The sequence below is a fragment of the Mucilaginibacter aquaedulcis genome (assembly GCF_030409325.1).
In the GTDB taxonomy this organism is placed as follows: Bacteria; Bacteroidota; Bacteroidia; order Sphingobacteriales; family Sphingobacteriaceae; genus Mucilaginibacter; species Mucilaginibacter aquaedulcis.
The window spans coordinates 1,284,604-1,303,902 of sequence record NZ_JAUFPR010000002.1 but is presented as its reverse complement, the minus strand read 5'-3'; the positions used below and the strand labels follow the sequence as shown (position 1 = coordinate 1,303,902).

Sequence of the window (19,299 nt, the reverse complement as noted above, 5' to 3'; positions counted from 1 at the left end):
ATGGAACTACTGGTAGAATTTTGGGAGTTTTTAAAACACCGGCGTAAATTCTGGCTTTGGCCTTTATTTATTTTGCTTTTGGTTTTGGGAGTATTGGTAGTATTGGCACAGGGTTCTGTTTTGGCCCCGTTTATTTATTCCTTATTCTAAGCTCATGTATATATTAGGCATATCTGCTTATTATCATGACAGTGCGGCCTGTCTGCTTTACAACGGTGACATCGTAGCAGCTGTTCAGGAAGAACGCTTTACACGGATAAAGAATGATGCCTGCTTCCCGGGTTATTCTATAAAATATTGTCTTGAAGAGTCTGGTATTTCACTGCATCAGGTTGACTTTGTAGTGTTTTACGAAAAGCCGTTTATCAAGTTTGAACGATTGATTGAAACTTATCTGGCTACGGCACCAACTGGTTTACCATCTTTTTTAAAGGCAATGCCATTGTGGATAAAGGATAAGATATTCATGAAGAAGCATATCATTAAAGAACTTAGTCAGATAGATAAAAGGTGGGTTTATAAAGACGATAACTTGCTTTTTACCGACCATCATCAGGCTCATGCGGCTTCGGCATTTTTCCCGTCACCATTTAAAAACGCATTAGTGCTGACTGCCGATGGTGTAGGCGAATGGGCTACCACCACTGTTTGGAGAGGCAGCGATAACAAGCTCCAATTACTCAGAGAGATCAGGTTTCCGCATTCTTTGGGCTTGTTTTATTCTGCATTTACCTATTACCTCGGCTTTAAGGTTAATAGCGATGAGTATAAGGTAATGGGTTTGGCCCCTTATGGCAAGCCTGTATTTGTACCCTTGATTCTTGAAAAGCTTATTGATTTAAAGTCCGACGGATCATTTCGGCTTAATATGAAGTATTTTAATTACTGCGCAGGTTTAACGATGACCAACAAAGGCTTTAACAAGCTTTTTGCCAATGCCCCTCGTAAAGCGAATGAACCGCCTGATCAATTTCATATGGATATCGCCTGTTCTGTACAAAAAGTAGTAGAAAAGGTGATGCTGAATATCGTTGCTGAACTGGAGCAATCCTATCCAGAAAAAGATTTGTGCATGGCTGGTGGCGTGGCTTTAAATTGTGTAATTAACGGGAAGATACAAGCACAAACCGGGTTTAAAAACATATGGATACAACCTGCTGCCGGAGATGCAGGTGGTGCCTTAGGCGCGGCCTATTTTGTATATTATCAGTATTTAAATAATCAGCGTAAGGCAGAACAAGACCTGATGAAAAATGCATTGCTTGGGCCTGCATTTACAAAAGAATACATTGCTGAAATGCTTGCAGACAGGAATCTGCACTATGAGATTCAAGATGAAACCGAGTTCAACAAAACCATAGCCCGCTATCTTGATGAAGGTAAAGTGGTGGGCTATTTTAAAGGCCGTATGGAGTTTGGCCCACGGGCTTTGGGTTCTCGTAGTATTCTTGGTGATCCTCGAAAAGCAGATATGCAGTCGGTCATCAATCAAAAGATCAAGTTTCGGGAATCTTTTAGGCCATTTGCTCCGGCAATACTGGAGGAATATGCCCAGCAATACTACAATTTATCCTGCCCAAGCCCTTATATGCTTTTAGTAAGCTCTATTAAAGACAGGTATCGCCTGCCGGAAAGTGATGCAGTAAATAAAGCAGGGCTGGAGTTGCTAAAGGTTAAACGTTCAGTATTGCCTGCGGTAACTCATGTTGATTATTCTGCGCGGCTTCAAACGGTTAACAAACAATTGCACCCCGAATTTTACAACGTAATAAAAGCGTTTTTTGACTTAACCGGTTGCCCTGCAGTAATTAATACTTCGTTTAATGTAAAGGACGAACCGATTGTGTGCACGCCGCAAGATGCCCTGCAATGTTTCATGAAAAGCGATATGGATGTACTGGCCATAGAGCAAATAATTATTACCAAAAAACATATGGTTAAGAGTTTGAAACAAGAATTAACCTTAAAACAAATTTTATAAATCAGCATACCTAAGTGCTTAAAGTATTTTATTTAAAACGGCTAACTATGAACATAAAAATTAACCTCCTCATTGTTTTTCTGGTGTTATCCACCTTTGTATATGGACAAACCAGCTCCAAAAATCAACCTGTGACTTATTTAAATAACAGGGCGCCTTTAAGGCAAAACCCTTATATAGAGTTGCCTTTGGGTGCCATTAAACCCCAGGGATGGTTAAAGGAAATGCTGATCAGGCAAAAAGATGGTGCCACAGGTAACCTGGATAAACTATATCCGTTGGTGATGAATAAGCGCAATGGCTGGTTAGGTGGCGACGGCGACCAGTGGGAACGCGGTCCTTATTGGATAGATGGCCTTTTACCATTGGCCTATATATTGAATGATAAGGACTTGATAGCCAAAACAAAGCCATGGGTAGAATGGGCCATCAAGAGCCAACAGCCCGACGGTTATTTCGGCCCCGCCAAAGACTATGGCCCTGAACCTGGCTTACAACGGGATAATAGCCGTGATTGGTGGCCAAAAATAGTCATGCTTAAAATATTAAAGCAATATTATTCTGCCACCGGCGATAAACGGGTTATTGGTTTGATGACCAATTATTTCAAATACCAGCTAAAAGAATTGCCTGAGTACCCTCTTGATCATTGGTCTTTCTGGGCACGTTACCGTGCCGGCGATAACCTGATGGTGGTTTACTGGCTCTACAATATTACCGGTGATAAATTTCTGCTTGATCTGGGCGATTTGTTGCACAAACAAACTTTTGATTTTGCAAATGCCTTTTTAAATACGCCTTTGCTTTCTCAAGCAGGCAGTATTCACGGTGTAAACTTAGCTCAAGGTATGAAAGAACCTATTATTTACTATCAGCAGCACCCTGAACAAAAATATTGGGATGCCACCGAAAAAGGATATGCCGATCTGCATAAGTATGATGAAATGGCTCATGGACTTTTTGGTGGAGATGAGGCCTTGCATGGGAATGACCCTACCCAGGGCTCGGAGCTGTGCACTGCCGTAGAGATGATGTTTACCCTGGAAAGCACGCTGGAGATTACAGGAGATGTGGGTTATGCCGACAGATTGGAAAAGATAGCCTTTAACGCTTTACCTGCGCAGGTAGCTGAAAATTTAACTGACCGCCAGTATTTTCAACAAGCCAATCAGGTAATGCTTACCCGCCATACCCGTAATTTTGACGTAAACCATAGTGGGACTGATGTTTGTTACGGTTTACTCACAGGTTATCCTTGCTGTACATCAAATATGCACCAGGGTTGGCCAAAATTCACACAAAATCTTTGGTATGCAACGGCCGATAAAGGGCTGGCTGCCTTAGTTTATTCGCCCAGTGAGGTAACTGCTTATGTAGGTGAGGGTAGCCAGGTATCATTTAAGGAAGAAACTAATTACCCGTTTGATGAAGGTATTAAATTCACATTAACAACGCCTAAAAAGAATAAAACAGTATCATTTCCGCTGCATCTGAGGGTGCCTCATTGGTGTACGCAAGCCTCTGTTAAGTTAAATGGGAAAGTATTACAGGAAGCTGCCGGAGGGCAAATAATTAAAATACAACGTAACTGGAAAACAGGCGACGTAGTAGAATTGGATCTTCCGATGCATATTTCAAATAATACCTGGCACGAAAATTCGGTTTCGGTTGAGCGTGGCCCCATTACTTATGCCCTTAAAATTGGCGAAGCGGTAACACATGTGAAAAATGATAAAGATTCCATTGATTATGGCAGTGCCTATGATGAGATAAGACCCACCACGCCATGGAATTATGCCTTAATTAAAACAGAAATCAATAAGTTAAATGAAAGTTATCAGATAGAAAAAACAGGAAAAGTTAGTGATTACCCCTGGACGATGGGCAATGCGCCAATTACCATCAGGACAAAGGCCAAACGGATACCATCATGGCAACTATATAATGAAATGACCGGCCCTATACCTTACAGCACAACCTATGGGCAGGAAACAGAAAAGGAAGAAGAGATCACATTAATTCCGTACGGCTGTACGAAACTGCGAATTTCCCAGTTTCCTGTAGCAGGGCATTGAACCGTTTTTATCAATGATTAGCATGTATAAAAAAATAATACTCCTGTGCATTTTATCCGCGACCTTTTTTAAGCTCGGAGCCCAGAGTCATTTTGTTCTGCACAGCGATAACTATAAAGGATATATTGATCAGTTCAATAAAGACGACGTGGAATTGTATAAGGGATATTTTCCCAATGATTCTGCCTGGGCATTTATGAAATCGAATGTTCCACTTTTAGATTGCCCGGATAAAGACCTTGAGTTAACTTATTATTTCCGCTGGTGGACATTTCGTAAGCATATTAAGCAAACGCCAGATGGATTTATCTTCACCGAATTTCTTCCGGATGTTCATTGGGCCGGGAAATACAATGCCATTAGTTGTGCTGCCGCACAGCATATATATGAAGGCCGGTGGTTAAAGGATAACAGGTATGTAAAGGACTATGCCACTTTTTGGCTCAAAAAGGGTGGAGCAATAAGAAGTTATAGTTTCTGGATTGCCGATGCCTTATGGGCTAATAACCTGGTAAAGCTCGATGATAAATTTATTACTGATCTTTTACCTGACTTGGTTAATAATTATGCGGCATGGGAAAAAGGTTGGCTTTATCAGGGAAACTTCTTTGTAGGTAAAAATCCTGATGGCCTTTTTAGCCAGGCTGATAATCGGGACGGCATGGAAGTTTCAATAGGGGGGAATGGCAAGCGCCCTACTATAAATTCATATATGTACGGTGATGCAGTAGCCATTGCTCATATCTCGGGCTTGAAAGGGAATAAGAACACCGCTGAGCTATTTTTAAGAAAGGCTGATACGATTAAAAGAGTCACTTTAAGTAAATTATGGGATAGCGAATCAGCTTTTTTTAAGACACTACCTTTAGGTAAAACACAACTGGTAGATGTTAGAGAACTTCATGGTTATACACCCTGGTATTTTAATTTGCCGCCCGCAGGTAAGGGATATGAAAAAGCCTGGCAATTCGTCAAATCTGACAGTGGATTTTATGCCCCCTACGGCTTAACTACCGCGGAGCAAAGTCATCCCGGTTTTGAGATCTCTTACGTTGGTCATGAATGCAAATGGAATGGGCCAAGCTGGCCATTTGCCACCTCGGTAACACTTACCGCAATGGCCAACGTTTTAAATAATTATCAGCAGTCTGTAATTACCCAAACGGATTACTTTAAGCAAATGCTGATATACGCTCATGCGCAACGCAGAGCCAATGAGCATGGAGCTATTTTACCATGGATTGACGAAGTAATTAACCCTTATACCGGCGATTGGATTTCCAGAACCATACTGAAAGAAAGAGGCTGGCAAAAAAATAATGGAGGCGAGGAGCGGGGTAAAGATTATAATCATTCCTCGTTTTGTGATCTGGTAATTACGGGATTAATTGGTTTAAGGCCGCAAGATGATAATACAGTGATTATAAATCCGCTTATCCCAGCAAAGGCATGGGATTGGTTTTGCCTGGATAATATTGCCTATCATGGAAAGACACTTACAATTATGTATGACAAATTTGGATCAAGGTACGGGAAGGGTAAGGGCCTTATGTGTTTTGTGAATGGTGAACTACGTGAAAAGGCGGAGAACCTTCAACAGATCAGCTTTAAAATGTAGATGGGGTATTTGGATCAAACGGTCAATAAAATAATATATTTGTTAGCATAACTGTCATCCAATCAACAGCCAATATTGATAACATCAGTTTTGGCTGTTGATCTGAACACAAACTATCGAAGAAAACTAATACTCAATGACAACTTTAGCTGAATTTAAAGCATCATTAAATTTAGAACAACCCAGTGACCAGCTTTCTGTTTATTTAAAAAGCCTTTGGTATGATGGTAAGGGCGATTGGCATCAGGCACATGCGCAAGTTGATCATTTGAAAGATCCGGCATCGGCATGGGTACATGCCTATCTTCACCGGAAAGAAGGCGATACCTGGAACGCCGACTATTGGTATGGTAAGGCTCATAAAACCAGGCCAAGTCTATCTTTAGAGGAGGAATGGGAGCAATTGGTTCTACAATTTCTTTAATGAAAAAGGTTTTAACATTCAGCGTTTAACGGTGATGCCTGCAGGTGAACATTCTGCCGGCTCAGAATATCAGAAGGTTTTTCCCCTATCAATTAATAAAGAAGCTTTTTGCTACAGTTTTATAATCCCAGGTGGTATAGGGTACTGTCCATTTTATAAAGCCGTAATGTCCTTCTGCTCCGGTTCTGAATGGTTCATCAAACATTTCATAAAATAATCCAGCTTTTACCTGGCTGTTCGCTTTCATTTTTTTATTGAAGGCGTTAATAAAGTCACTTTGAATTTGATCAATGTTGCTCACATTAGTCCACCGTTGCCCAACTTCGGTAAACCAAATAGGCTTGGTAAACAAACTGGAAAGTTTTTTGGTAATATCAGGGGAAGAAGAAGATGCTATAGCATTTTCCATATCAGAATACCAATGCCAGGCCACAATATCATAAGTTACCCCGTAGGTTTGCATATATTGTAAAAAGTAAAAGTGTTTCCAACTGGCATTGATCATGGTTTTAGCACCCGGTTGTTTCAGTTTTATGCCATCATTCATGCCTTTTAAATATGCGGCTGAAGCTTTTAGTTTCTGAGTATTATAATCGGTAGCGAGATCTCCGTTACCACTGACGATAGCTTTATTATCAAGTTCGTTACCTAATTCATAGTAGGTGAAATAACTTGAGTTTTTTGTGGCAACGTTGGTGCCAAAAAGTTTCCCTGCAGCATAATTCTGACTTTCAGAGCTATTATAATTAAGTGTGGTGATGTTGATCATAGCCAAAATGGTTATGCCATTAGTATTTGCTGCAGTTATCAACTGGTTTAATGTAGCAGGGCCCGATACCGAACCATCACTGTTGATATTAAAATTTTGGCGAACAACTTTCATCCCCATCTTTTTCATAATGCTCATTTGGGTAGTCATGCTTACCGGTGAATATGCTTCATTGCCCATGGAGTGAGCATTAATACCTAACAACAGGCTTGATGAGGTGGCTGTATCTGCCGAACCTGATGTTGTTGATGCCTTAACTGCAACAATATACTGACATTGAACACCCTTTGCAGGAGAAGCCATATTGGCGCCTAAGGTCACTGTACCGGCTGCATAGGTTTTGCTATAAACGTTAAATGATGCAATCTGGGTATCGGTAACTCCAATTTTATAGCTGGTTTTAGTCCATGTGCTTAACCATGATGGCAAAGCTGTTGCACGCGGATCATAAGCTACATACACCGTAGCCGGGGCTGAAAGTGTGAAAGTGATGTTTGCAGAAGTATTTGGCTTATCATCGCAAGCCGTTTTTATGAGCGAGGCACCTGAGAGAACTGACGGAACAGAGGTGATCTTATAAGTCCTGTCAGTGTAGTAGGTAATGTTTGTGGTTATGGTTGTTTGGGTGTAAGCATGGCTGGTGCCCGATTTTAAGTTGGTAATCAATGCGGTGGATGCTACCGTGCTTGTTGCCGCAGTAGCATCCATGGTCGCGACTACGGTAGGGTTAGCAGCAGGCTCAACATAATTGTCCTTTTTACACGAAAAAAATACTAAAAATAGTAAGCTTAAAAGGGTTATTATTTTACAAAGTTTCATAGATAAATAAGTTAGGGACTTCTTTAAAATCAACGATAACTAAAGTGAAGGTAATTAAACGAGGTTATAAATGAAAATATTGTATCCAAAAAGGCTATCTATTGATAAAATAGCAATTTAAAATTTGGTAAATCATTGGATAAAATTGCTTTTGGAGTCTAATTATTCTTATTAGGTGTAGGTTTTTGATTGGGTTGATAGATCGTAATTAAATAAAATCTGGTAAAAATGACTTTTCAGCGTTTTCATTTTCGCTTCCGGTTCAAAAAATCATGATGTATTGAGGGCGAGAATACAAGTTTTCATTTGCTTATTATTTGTTACGCGTTTGACGTTATATATTAAAATATGTAAAAAAATTATCGCTTCATAACGAAAGTTTAAAGAACGAGTAAGCTTTTGATCACGCTGAATAGTTATTGAAAATAAAGTAACTGCGCTTAAAGTCATTAAATACCGGTTAAGTACATTTGAGATAGCAGTCCCGCACTAAGCACTCCCGGAAGTTTAAGGGTTGATATAGAACTATTACGCTTTACCTTGCCGGTATTGTTTCCTTTAATTGGATATCAATCACATCAGCAAATAGGAGGTATGGTTCTTAAATAAATCAAAGCAGCATAATTGAAGCTTTATGGAGTAAATGAAACAAGATCAGAAAGACGTAGGCCTGAAAAGCAAGTGATAATAAGCAGGCAGAAAAATTTTGCTAAGCAATTGTTTTCCAATAAAAGGAAAGCAGATGTCTTGGTAAACTATCAGACTTTGAAGGCTGATTTTATTTGGTGACTTATATTAATAATATCATAATAGGTATAGGTGTCTGATAATATCTGTAATGGCAAATCACGGCAGTATTTTGGCGTTAGTAGAACGCAGGAAAATCAGATGTAGATTAATTAAAACTGTACAAATTACATTTTATGACGTTTTTTAACTGAGTATTACTTTATTTTAACCAGCTGTTGTTTTGTTTTAATCAATTATTGTCCAATTAAACCCTTGGTATAATTAAGAGTTTTTTAAAATGAGTTAAAAAAAAGCTTCTTTTTATATCAATTTGTTAATAATGATCGATTGTTATTCATTAAAATAATAAAAATGTATTATTTTTTTATTATTACTTGCTTAAATATATTTGATAATTATATTTGTTAAAACCAATTATTAAAATATACTGCTGCTCAATATTTTAGTCTACCTGACGGGCTTTCTTTTTGAGATTATGTACTTGTTAATTTAACCAATATCACTAACATGAAAAACCTGATTTACCTGAACTACACTTTTCGAAAATCCGCGAACCCGAAAATTCGGAGATACCTATCCTGCTGATTTTTAGGCATCAAATATTTATTAATTAACCTGTTTCACTGAGAAGTAAAAAGAGCACTCAGATTGCATCGTTTTGATGGCAAACCTGAGGGTGCATAACTATGCACTGTTATCAAAAATATTCCTGCAGATTGTTTTTGATAACATCGCTTTTTTACTTCAATATCACACCACTATGAAAAACAATTACTACCACTTCATCTGAAGGCATTTACCCTTGCATAAATCAAATGCAGGAAAAAGGGCATGACCCTTTAAATCATAAATTTTTATTTCACCAATCTAAAAGATCCATTAATTATGCGATACTTATGGCTGTGCCTTGTTGTTTTTTCAGCAATAACCACCTGTGCACTTACTGGCTTAGCGAAGGGAAATGAGCGTAAAATAAGCAAAGCTAAATATATAGTTATTCATAACAGAGCTCATGTTCACCGTGATACGGTAGCTAAAGATTCATTGTTGAATGACAGTATTTATGTTGTTAAACAACGTTCCATTTACAATAAACTGGCCGAAAATGTTATCAAATCACCGTATGAATTAGCCAAATTTCCTGCTGTTTCCTTGCAACAACTATTAAAAGGACAATTTGCCGGTTTGTACATACAGGAGCCTTCTGGAGAACCTGGTACGGTGCAGAATATGTTTATTAGAGGTGTTCCCATGCCACTGCTTTCTCCGCGTGATGTTTATCAATCACAGCCTTTAGTTGTGCTTGATGGTATTCCGCTTGTAACAGAGCACCCATTTGCATATGACATGCAGCTATATAACTATAATAGAATGGGCACGGCTACCAATCCTTTTGCTGATATCGATATGAATAATATTGCATCGGTTGAAGTGTTGAAGGATCTTGCTGCCACAGCAGTTTATGGCCCAAGGGCAGTTAATGGCGTTATTGTTTTAACATCTAAAACACCTGTTGCTGCCAAATCCATCACTTTTGATTCCTATATAGGTTTGGCGCAACGATCGCATGTAACCACTATAAACGGAAAATATGAAAATGCATTCAGGCAGCGGTTTTATGACCTCTATACTACCAACGGCAGATATTCTGACGATGAGAATTACCCGATATACCTGAGCGATTCATTAAACAATGTTTATAGCGGAAAATCAGACTGGAGCGATCTTTACTATCGTAATGCGGTAGTTTATGGAGTTAACTTTGGTATATCAGGAGGTACCGATCGTGCTAACTTTCGCTTCTCTTTGGGTGATCTGAAAAATGATGGTGTTGCTGACGGAACAGGGCTAAACCGATATAGCGCGATGTTTAATATCAATATGAAACCCATAAAATGGCTTCTTTTTTCGGCTATGGTAAATGCCAACCGGGTTGAACGCCAACGAAATAAGTACCTGCGTGACCGCTTTGCCCAAATCAATTACTTTCCTGATTTGAGTGCCCCATTGCCTCCCAATAAAGATTTTTATGCCGATTATCTTAATCAGTATAAGAAAGGCTTTGATAACAATAAGATCAATATTATTGATGGTTACGCGAAAATAGGGGTTGACTTAGGAAAGTTCAGGTTCATGACCACCTTTAATGTTGATTACAATGAAGGGTACCGTGATATATTTTATGCGCGCACCCTTTTGCAGGGCAATAGCTATGCCTCAAACTATTTTGGTTTTAGCCAAAGAATAATGGCTGATAACAAGGCTACCTATGATTTAACTGTAAACAAGATAAATGATTTTCATTTTGAGCTGGGGCAATCAACTCAATGGGATATTTATAAGTATAGCAATGCCTACGCTTACAAAGGAGTAAACGATTATATAAAAATTAACCTGTTAGATTCAAATCCCAAAAATCCGGATGGTTCTGATAACGTCAATTACCTGAATCCTACCGCTTTTCCACGCGAGTTAACCTATCGGTCGCTGGATAAGATCAAAGATAATTTGGTTTCTTTTTATGCTAAAACGAATTATGCATTTAAGGATAAATACTTTTTTTCGGCAATGCTGCGCACCGATGGTTCATCAAATGCGCAACCAACTAACCGCTGGTTTTATTCGCCGGTAATATCAGCAGCCTGGAATATTAAGAAGGATGTATTTAAAAGCAGTACAAGTATAAATGATATTATTTTGCGAGCCAGCGCTGGCAGGTTAGGCCGCCTTAATGCATTTGATAATTACGCTCAGGGTCCTCAATATACCGCATCAGTAGGTTATACGGGCAATATAACAGTACCGGGTTATAATGCCTTTGGCGTGCTAACAAGACCATACTCCACCGGTTGGATAGGATATGGGATCCCATGGTCATACTCCAATCAGTTAAACCTCGGTGCCGATGCAACGCTGCTTGACAACCGTTTGAACCTTTCGGTTGATTGGTACCTGAAACAAGAGAAAAACCTACTGATAGGGGTGCCTGCATTTGCTGAATATGGTTACAAACAGTCAATTGAAAGCGGTATGGCCGTGAATAATAGCGGTTTTGACGTAGCCATATCTGCCAACATTATCAAAAATACAAGATTGGGATGGTCATCATCCATAAACCTCAATCATAACAATAACAAGTTAAAAGCACTGCCGAGAGGGTTAAATCAAATTATTATTGATAATAAACTATTAAAGGTTGGAAGCCCGGTTGATCAATACTGGTTATTGACTAACGATGGTATCTATAAATCGGAGAGTGAGATACCTGTTGTAAATGGCCAGCCGCTAAAATACAACGGAATCCCTTTACATGCCGGAGACCCTAAATGGCGGGATATAAACGGGGATAATGTTATTGATAATAACGATAAGGTATTAAAAGGGCATTCATTCCCTAAAATATCTGGCGGATACGATAATAATTTTACCTGGGGTAATTGGAATTTAAACATAAATCTTTATTTCAATCTGGGCCGCGACCTCATACACCAGGAAATGGCCAACCGATTTGATTTTATTAATCGTGAAGGCAACAGTGATGTTAACTCTGTTAAAGAGATCACATTTTGGGAAAAACGCGGCGATTATAGTAAATACCCATTATATAACCCATGGAGCACGGTTATCCCGTATCGTGTTGATCAGGATCTTTTCCTGGAAAATGCATCCTTTCTTAAGCTAAGAACAGTTTCTGTGGGGTACGACCTCGCCAAAGTTATTCGCTTAAAAAGGATCAAACTCAGCAAATTTTATGTGTACGCAACGGCAAACAATGTATTCACGATAACACCATACACTGGTCAGGACCCTGAGTTGGTGAATTATGATGGTTACGATACAGGTTACGGCCTGCCCATACCAAGAACCTACACATTAGGTGTAAAAATGGAATTATGATATGAAAAACCATCGCAAAAAACATATAATAAAAATGAAAAGGATGTTATGTATTGCATTACTGCTGTTGGTGACAGCAATGATGGGTTGTAATAAAACATTGGATATTGATTCAACAAGAGCGGTTGGCGAAAAAAATATGTGGAATAAGCTTGAAGACGCACGCGCAGGCTTATTTGGGGTGTATGCACTTACCCGGGCTGCTTTGGTTGACAATGATGGGCATTGGCTTTATGGCGATGTCAGGACCGGCGAGTTTGTTAGTCCTAACCGGCAGGATTTAAAAGCATTGGCAAGCAACCAGCTAAATGCTTCGTATCCAACTATTGATGCTTTATCTGACTGGACAAGATTTTACGCGATAATCAATGCGGCAAATATTTTTCTGGAACGCATAGGAGATGTAAAGGCTGCCGATAAACGCTATACTGAAAACTACCTGACCGTTGATGTTGCCCAGGTACGCTTTTTACGGGCCTTCGCATATTTTTATATGGTGAGGATATGGGGCGATGTACCGTTTATCACCGCCTCACATGATGGCCAGTTTGAAAACCAACCACGCGAGAGTGGTAATAAAATATTGGTGTGGGCCCAGCAGGAAATGCTTAAAGCAGGGGCTGATCTGCCTTTTGTTTATAGTGGTAATGATGTACAGCAGCCTGGTAATTATTATAATGAAGATGCCGGCAGGTGGGGAGGAGCATTAGCTACGAAAAATTCAGCCTATGCTGTTTTAGCCCATTTGGCCGCATGGCAGGGTAACTATACGGATGTTGCCACTTATGCCAAATTTGTTGAGGATAATTACAGCAAAAGCGGAATCAATTATCAAAGTACAGATGATCTTACCAAAGCAAACGGATTCTTTTTTAATAAGAATAACAGCCAGATGTTTGGCTTTAATTCTGACTGGGGGCATATAGACGGATCTGTAACCGGCCACCTCGAGGAACTGACCCTTGCCGAGCCTGTGGTTAATAAAAAAGTACCGGATATTTATATTCCTAAAGATTCTATTCTGCGGATATTTGATCAGCCTAAAGATGAGCGATTTAATATAGATACGTTGGGTCAGCCGCGATCAGAAAGGTACTTCACTAATATCAACGGGAAATATCCCATTTTCAGCAAGATCAAAGTAATTCAGGGCGGTGTTTCTGACCCTACCTTCCGGTACTTTACCAGTGCTTTAATTTTTACCAGGATAGAAGACATCGTATTGCTCAGAGCCGAAGCTTTGGCTGTGTTAGGTGATGTGAATGGGGCTTTAAATGAAGTAATTACGATAATGGGCCGCAGAGGGATCACCAATATAGATGCCTCGCAGGATATTATTGATCTGGTATTTGCGGAACGCCATCGTGAGTTATTAGGCGAAGGTCACAGATGGTATGATTTGATACGCTATAACAAGATCAAGCAAAATAACCCTGCATTTCTCAAACTCATCAATTCGCAGGGCATATACTGGCCCATATCGCGCAAGCTTATCTCACAAAATAGTCTGTTAACTCAAAACCCATTTTGGAAGTAACCACTCGATATATGAAAAAAGTAATAAAATATATAAGCGCTTTAAAGCCGATGTTGGTTGTAATGCTTTTGCTGAGCGCCTGTACCAAGGATGGCGGTTATCATGATGTTAAAGACAGCAACTCTAAATTTTCGGGTAATACTTATGAATATTTAAAAAGTAAACCTGGAGTATATGATTCATTGCTGGCTGTAATTGATCGTGTGGGCCTGAAACAAACCCTGATGGATAGCAATGTTACCTTATTCGCTGTTCCCAACCCGAGTTTTCAGCTTGCTATCAAAAACTTGAACACACTGAGAAGGCAAAGCGATAAGGATCCTTTGTTTTTGGCTAATGTGGATGGTGTGCAACTGGATACCATGGTGTCATACTACATTATCAGAGGTAAACGGACAACCGACTCCCTGCTTCTGCAAGATGGGCTCGACCTTTATAGCGTACGTTTCGGCTATCCGATGCATGCAAAGGTGTCAAAGATCCCGGCATCAGGGCTTACAGGTGGCGGTCCTGATATTATTGAATATAGCAATACCAAACGGAGCAAGTTTGTCAGAAACTGGTCAACCACCACAACCGGATCAAATAACATCAATACGAGCAACGGTGTGGTTCATGTGGTGAGCCCTGATCATATTTTTGGTTTCGATGAATTTGTATCCCGCTTAACATTTGTTTTACCGCCACCAAACCTGATGACCCTGATTGGGGGTAAGCTTACTGTTTTAAGGGATAATGACGGAGGGCCAGACAATGGTGAGGGTTCTAAAAAAGTAATTGATGGCGATGATCACACCAAATTCCTGGCCGATCTTCAGGGTCGTCTTTGGATGCAGTTTGAGTTGAATGAGCCTGCTGTTTCCGGGGTTTATACACTTACCTCTGCCAACGATGCCCAGGAACGCGACCCTAAAGCCTGGACTTATGAAGGTTCAAATGATGGTAAGAACTGGACTGAGCTCGACCGCAGAAGCAACTTCTTTTTTGAAGAACGATACCAGACCAAAGTTTTCAGGTGTGCTAATACCCAAGCCTATAAATTTTACCGCGTAGATATTACCGAATTGCGTGATGGTGGCCTGTTCCAACTGGCCGAATGGACAATAAACAAGGCGAAGTAACCCTATGAAAGATCAAAATATCAGTACAATTAAATATAAGCAGATGAAAATATTTGTAAATAAAGGATTTATCGTGCTCTTGTTTGCCGTAGCTATTTTCAGCAGCTGTAAAAAGATATACGGTATTCCTGATGAAAAGGATTACCTGAGCCCCAACATCAACTTCAGCAATAAAATTTTTGAACCAATTTTAGGGCGAACTACCTTAATGGGAGGGTTTAATGGAGATAATTCAACCCAGCCACTCCATTTTGAGATTGTTAACGCTCGTTTTGGCGACGGTAAGCCTGTAACCGATCTTTTTCAGAAAAAACAGACCTACGTATGGATAGCGCCTTACAATGGCCTTGAAAAAAGTCTTGCCGAAATAGAGGCCAAAAGGAAACTGGAGGAACATTCGCTGTTTGAGGTGCGGTCATCAGGAGAATTTATCATGTGGGCCTCATCTACCAATGATCTGATCAAACCAAGGCCGGCAGATAGCACCAATTTTCCGCAGGATACACGGTATTTTGATTTGAAGATCAGTAATACCGGGGGAAGCACCGTTATCCGCGATTTGCAGGTGCGTCCGTTTCGTGAGCGCCCCTATGAGCCATCTGATGATTTTAATATATACTCCGGAGCACCTGCCACGCATCCTAAAACACCCAATAATCCATCGAGCAGAAATTATATAAGGCCATTTTTAAATGGAGTTATTGGTGCGGCCTCTGAAATACCGCTTCAAAGTAACGATGATAAAAAGGATGTGGTGGTTTATATACGGCCTTTTAGTGGCGGTAATGGAAATTCGCTGCGCTTCAAGTTTCTGAATAAAGATTCTGTTGAAATGAATCCTGCCTTATTTAATGAAACTGCCTGGGATAAAATAGTACACGGGTTTAACATGCAAAAAACGCCAACCTATGTACAGTATGACGTTGCATATCCTATTCCCCTGGTTGAAATACCAACCGCTTATGCTCCCGGCGGAACAAGGGATCATGCTGAGTTTAAATATTCAAGAATAGGATTTGGTGGTGGTAGAGTGGTAGCAAGTTTTGGGATCGATTTCGCCATTTATAAAAAAGGCGACTGGGAGGTGGTGTTCCACTTTTTGAAAGAGAATCCAAAGTTTGAAGACGAATAACCGAATTTAAAACTTATCACAATGAGAAAACGCATACTGTATTATATAGTGCTGGTTATTTACGCAATTTTTTGCACAAACGTTCATGCGCAAACGCAAAGTATTACTGTTACCGGTACAGTGGTTGAAAAATCAACCAATAAGCCATTACCGGGAGTAAACGTATACATGGGTAACAAAGGCCTAACCCAAACCGACGTAAAAGGGAAATTTACCATTGTAGTGCCCGAAAATTCTACACTGATGTTTACGTTTATTGGTTTTGTTTCGGAAAAAGTAAAGTTAGAATCTGGCAAAAAAAATATAACCGTAGCATTAAGTGAGGATAAAAAAGGGCTGAATGAGGTAATTATTGTAGCCTATCAAAACAGGAACAAGGAAACAACTCCCGGGGCTTCTGTAACTATTCCAGCCAAGGAAATCCAGGATATCCCGGTTTCAAACGTCGAAAACTTATTGCAAGGAAAGGTAGCCGGGTTAAACGTTCAAAATAACACGGGTGCTCCGGGTTTCAGAGGCTCAGTTCAGGTACGTGGTTTATCAACATTGAGTGTAACGGGCAGTGGCAGCGAGTCATTTCTGCAGCCTACATCTCCCTTATATATTATTGATGGGGTGCCTTTGGATGCCGATAAGGCATCAGAGTTTGGTTTCCAAACCCAGGGGCCTGGGGTAAGCCCATTATCATTAATACCTGTAGAGGATATCCAAAGTATCCAGATCATGAAAGATGCGCAGGCAACCTCCATGTATGGTTCACGAGGCGCCTACGGTGTAATTATCATTACTACCAAACGCGGAAATTCAAAAGTGCCAAGGGTACGGTATACAGGCAACTTCTTTGTAAACGCCACACCACAACTACGGGCAACGCTGGGTGGTAATGCAGAGCGGCAGGCCAAAATTCAGCAAATATTATCAAATGCAACATTAGTCAGTGAGTTAAGAGCACTCGGTATGACCGGTTTCCTGGCTGATAGCTTAAACGCATACTGGAATAACTCTACCGACTGGCAATCTATTTTTTACGCCACGACACATAACCAGAGCCATAACGTAGCACTTGACGGCGGTAATGAACGCTTTAACTACAAAGTGAATATGGGTTATTATTCAGAAAAAGGGGTGATCAAAAACACCGGTTTCGACAGGTATAACCTCAACATGAACATGGAGTTTAAGCCAAACGATAAATTCAGGTTCTTCGGCTCATTATTCGGCTCATTAGGCAGCCAGGCCAAAGGTGATGGTGTGGGTTTATTACAAAAAGGTGTTGCCGAAAACGGTCAGGCATCCACATTGTTGCCGCCGCCTTCATTTTACCTTTCACCTGATGGGGTAACATCTGCCCTGCAAACTCAAAACAGTAATAGTACAAGAAACATACGTACCAATGTTGATGGCCGTTACGAGTTTATTCCAGGCCTTGCCTTATCATCAAGCATCAGTTATGATTATACCTCAGATGCCGAATCAACATTTACACCGGCCGCAGCAAATGCTCAGTTTGCTCAGTTGTATGATTTTGAAGGCCGTAATTTTACATTGTATAACCGAAATGCTATCACCTATGCCAAAACATTTGGTGCCGATCATACTATATTCATTAACACCTTTAATGAAATATATAAGCAGGGCGGTCAAAGCGGTATTATAAAACAAACCCGGATCCCTAATGATCAGCTGCAGGGGCCGATAGGGTACGACTCCTACAATTCGAGAGGTGGGGGCGTGCTGTCAAATTACAAGAATGCAACCATCGCGTCATTTGCCGGATCGTTCAATTATGATTTTAAGAAGAAATATGTGCTGGAGCTATCCTATCGTTTGGATGGTACATCATCAAATGGCCTGGAAAATCCATATTCTAAAAATCCAGCCGCAGGTTTAAGGTGGAATTACTATAAGGAAAGTTGGTTTAAAAATTGGGACTGGCTCACCTCCGGAGGTTTAAGACTAACCTGGGGCCAAAACATTGTACCAACAGGAAGTTTATCAAGTATTTATGGCTTATATAACCTGAACGGTAATTTTAATAATAACCCAACCATCGGCGTTAACTATGAATTTATACCCAACCCTGCATTAAAGCCGACTACCACAACGCAGTACAATCTGGGTTTTGATATGACGCTCTTACAAGGTAAGGTTGATCTGAATTTTGACACCTACTATAAAAAGGTAGATAATTTGTTGTTTGACAGGTTTTTACCAAATAGTACCGGTTTTCAGAAAAAAACCAGCAATGATGTATCCATTGCCGATTATGGCTATGAACTGATGTTAACCGTAAGGCCGGTAACGGGTAAGGATTTTAACTGGTCAATATCAGTTAACGGAGCCATAAACCGCGACTATTTGCTGAGGTTGCCTGCTGAGTATGCCGGTCAGTACATCAAATTTGATTATAATAACCTTCAACATATTGTTTTCAGAGTTGGTAAAAACACACTGTCGAACTATTTGCTGATCAACCAGGGAGTTTATTCAACCGATGGAAACGTGCCGGTTGATCCTGTAACCGGTAAAAAATACCAGACTAATGGACTTGCCTTTAAAGGCGGAGATCCAATTTTTAAAGATGTTAACGGCGATTATATATTGGATAGCCGCGATTATGAAATAACAGGTAATTCGCAGCCATTAATTACAGGGGGGCTATCAACAAATATCAATTACAAAAATTTCGGGTTAAATATTTACGCCAGTTACACAGCCAAAAGAACAATTTTAAATAATGCGCTTTCTGATAGGCTATCCATTATGCGTGATCCCTATAAGTTGCTGGCCGTAGTACCCTTAGACGGGCTTAATATTTGGCGCAACCCCGGTGATCATGCGGTTTATCCAAATCCATATTCATTTTCAAGGTTTGCTCAGATAAACCCGCTTCGTGCCGACCAAACTTTGTGGCAGGAGGATGGCTCTTATTTAAAGATAAACACGGTAACATTCTCCTACATGTTTAACCGGCATTTTGTTAGGCAAATGGGGTTCAACAATGTAAGGGTTTATTTCTCAACCAATAACCTGGTCACATTTTCAGGCTATAAAGGCCCCAACCCCGAGAACGTAACCTCACTTGGCCGGGATATCTCCAGCGGCTACCCTGTACCTCGCACCTACAACTTAGGATTAAATATTGAACTCAATACAAGTAAATAAAACTCATGATC

The 19,299-nt window shown here is 40.2% G+C and carries 11 protein-coding genes; 10 read left to right on the top strand and 1 reads right to left on the bottom strand.

What is annotated here, in order from left to right; genetic code table 11:
* The 5 genes from QWZ01_RS09880 (at position 1) to QWZ01_RS09860 (ending at position 6,098) form a co-directional block, all read left to right on the top strand.
* Positions 1–150 (top strand): DUF5989 family protein, encoded by a 150-nt coding sequence (locus QWZ01_RS09880; protein ID WP_290323149.1) that lies wholly within the window; start codon positions 1–3, stop codon positions 148–150.
* A gap of 4 nt (positions 151–154) precedes the next feature.
* Complete coding sequence (locus tag QWZ01_RS09875; protein ID WP_290323148.1) at positions 155–1,981, top strand: carbamoyltransferase family protein; 1,827 nt, start codon at positions 155–157, stop codon at positions 1,979–1,981.
* A 47-nt stretch (positions 1,982–2,028) separates the two neighbouring features.
* Entirely contained in the window at positions 2,029–4,056 is a 2,028-nt protein-coding gene (locus tag QWZ01_RS09870) for a beta-L-arabinofuranosidase domain-containing protein (protein ID WP_290323147.1), read from the top strand.
* A gap of 22 nt (positions 4,057–4,078) precedes the next feature.
* The gene (locus QWZ01_RS09865) at positions 4,079–5,674 is read left to right on the top strand and encodes an MGH1-like glycoside hydrolase domain-containing protein (RefSeq protein ID WP_290323146.1); all 1,596 of its coding nucleotides are present in this window, start codon (positions 4,079–4,081) and stop codon (positions 5,672–5,674) included.
* Between the two features lie 136 nt (positions 5,675–5,810).
* A complete protein-coding gene (locus QWZ01_RS09860) occupies positions 5,811–6,098 on the top strand; it encodes a hypothetical protein (RefSeq protein ID WP_290323145.1) in 288 nt (95 codons plus the stop codon).
* A gap of 88 nt (positions 6,099–6,186) precedes the next feature.
* On the opposite strand, the gene QWZ01_RS09855 is transcribed toward QWZ01_RS09860, so the two are convergent.
* Complete coding sequence (locus tag QWZ01_RS09855; RefSeq protein ID WP_290323144.1) at positions 6,187–7,686, bottom strand: glycosyl hydrolase; 1,500 nt, start codon at positions 7,684–7,686, stop codon at positions 6,187–6,189.
* 1,635 nt (positions 7,687–9,321) lie between these two features.
* Between QWZ01_RS09855 and QWZ01_RS09850 the strand changes: the two genes are divergently transcribed.
* Genes QWZ01_RS09850 through QWZ01_RS09830 form a run of 5 tightly spaced genes read left to right on the top strand, consistent with a single transcriptional unit; the run spans position 9,322 to position 19,288 of the window.
* Positions 9,322–12,333, top strand: coding sequence for a SusC/RagA family TonB-linked outer membrane protein (locus tag QWZ01_RS09850; protein WP_290323143.1), 3,012 nt, complete (start codon positions 9,322–9,324; stop codon positions 12,331–12,333).
* A 34-nt stretch (positions 12,334–12,367) separates the two neighbouring features.
* Entirely contained in the window at positions 12,368–13,870 is a 1,503-nt protein-coding gene (locus tag QWZ01_RS09845) for a RagB/SusD family nutrient uptake outer membrane protein (RefSeq protein ID WP_290323142.1), read from the top strand.
* Between the two features lie 11 nt (positions 13,871–13,881).
* Positions 13,882–14,991, top strand: a complete 1,110-nt coding sequence (locus QWZ01_RS09840; RefSeq protein ID WP_290323141.1) for a discoidin domain-containing protein — start codon at positions 13,882–13,884, stop codon at positions 14,989–14,991.
* Positions 14,992–15,034: 43 nt separating this feature from the next.
* Positions 15,035–16,123, top strand: coding sequence for a DUF5007 domain-containing protein (locus QWZ01_RS09835; RefSeq protein WP_290323140.1), 1,089 nt, complete (start codon positions 15,035–15,037; stop codon positions 16,121–16,123).
* A 21-nt stretch (positions 16,124–16,144) separates the two neighbouring features.
* Positions 16,145–19,288 (top strand): SusC/RagA family TonB-linked outer membrane protein, encoded by a 3,144-nt coding sequence (locus tag QWZ01_RS09830; RefSeq protein ID WP_290323139.1) that lies wholly within the window; start codon positions 16,145–16,147, stop codon positions 19,286–19,288.
* Positions 19,289–19,299: the final 11 nt, after the last annotated feature.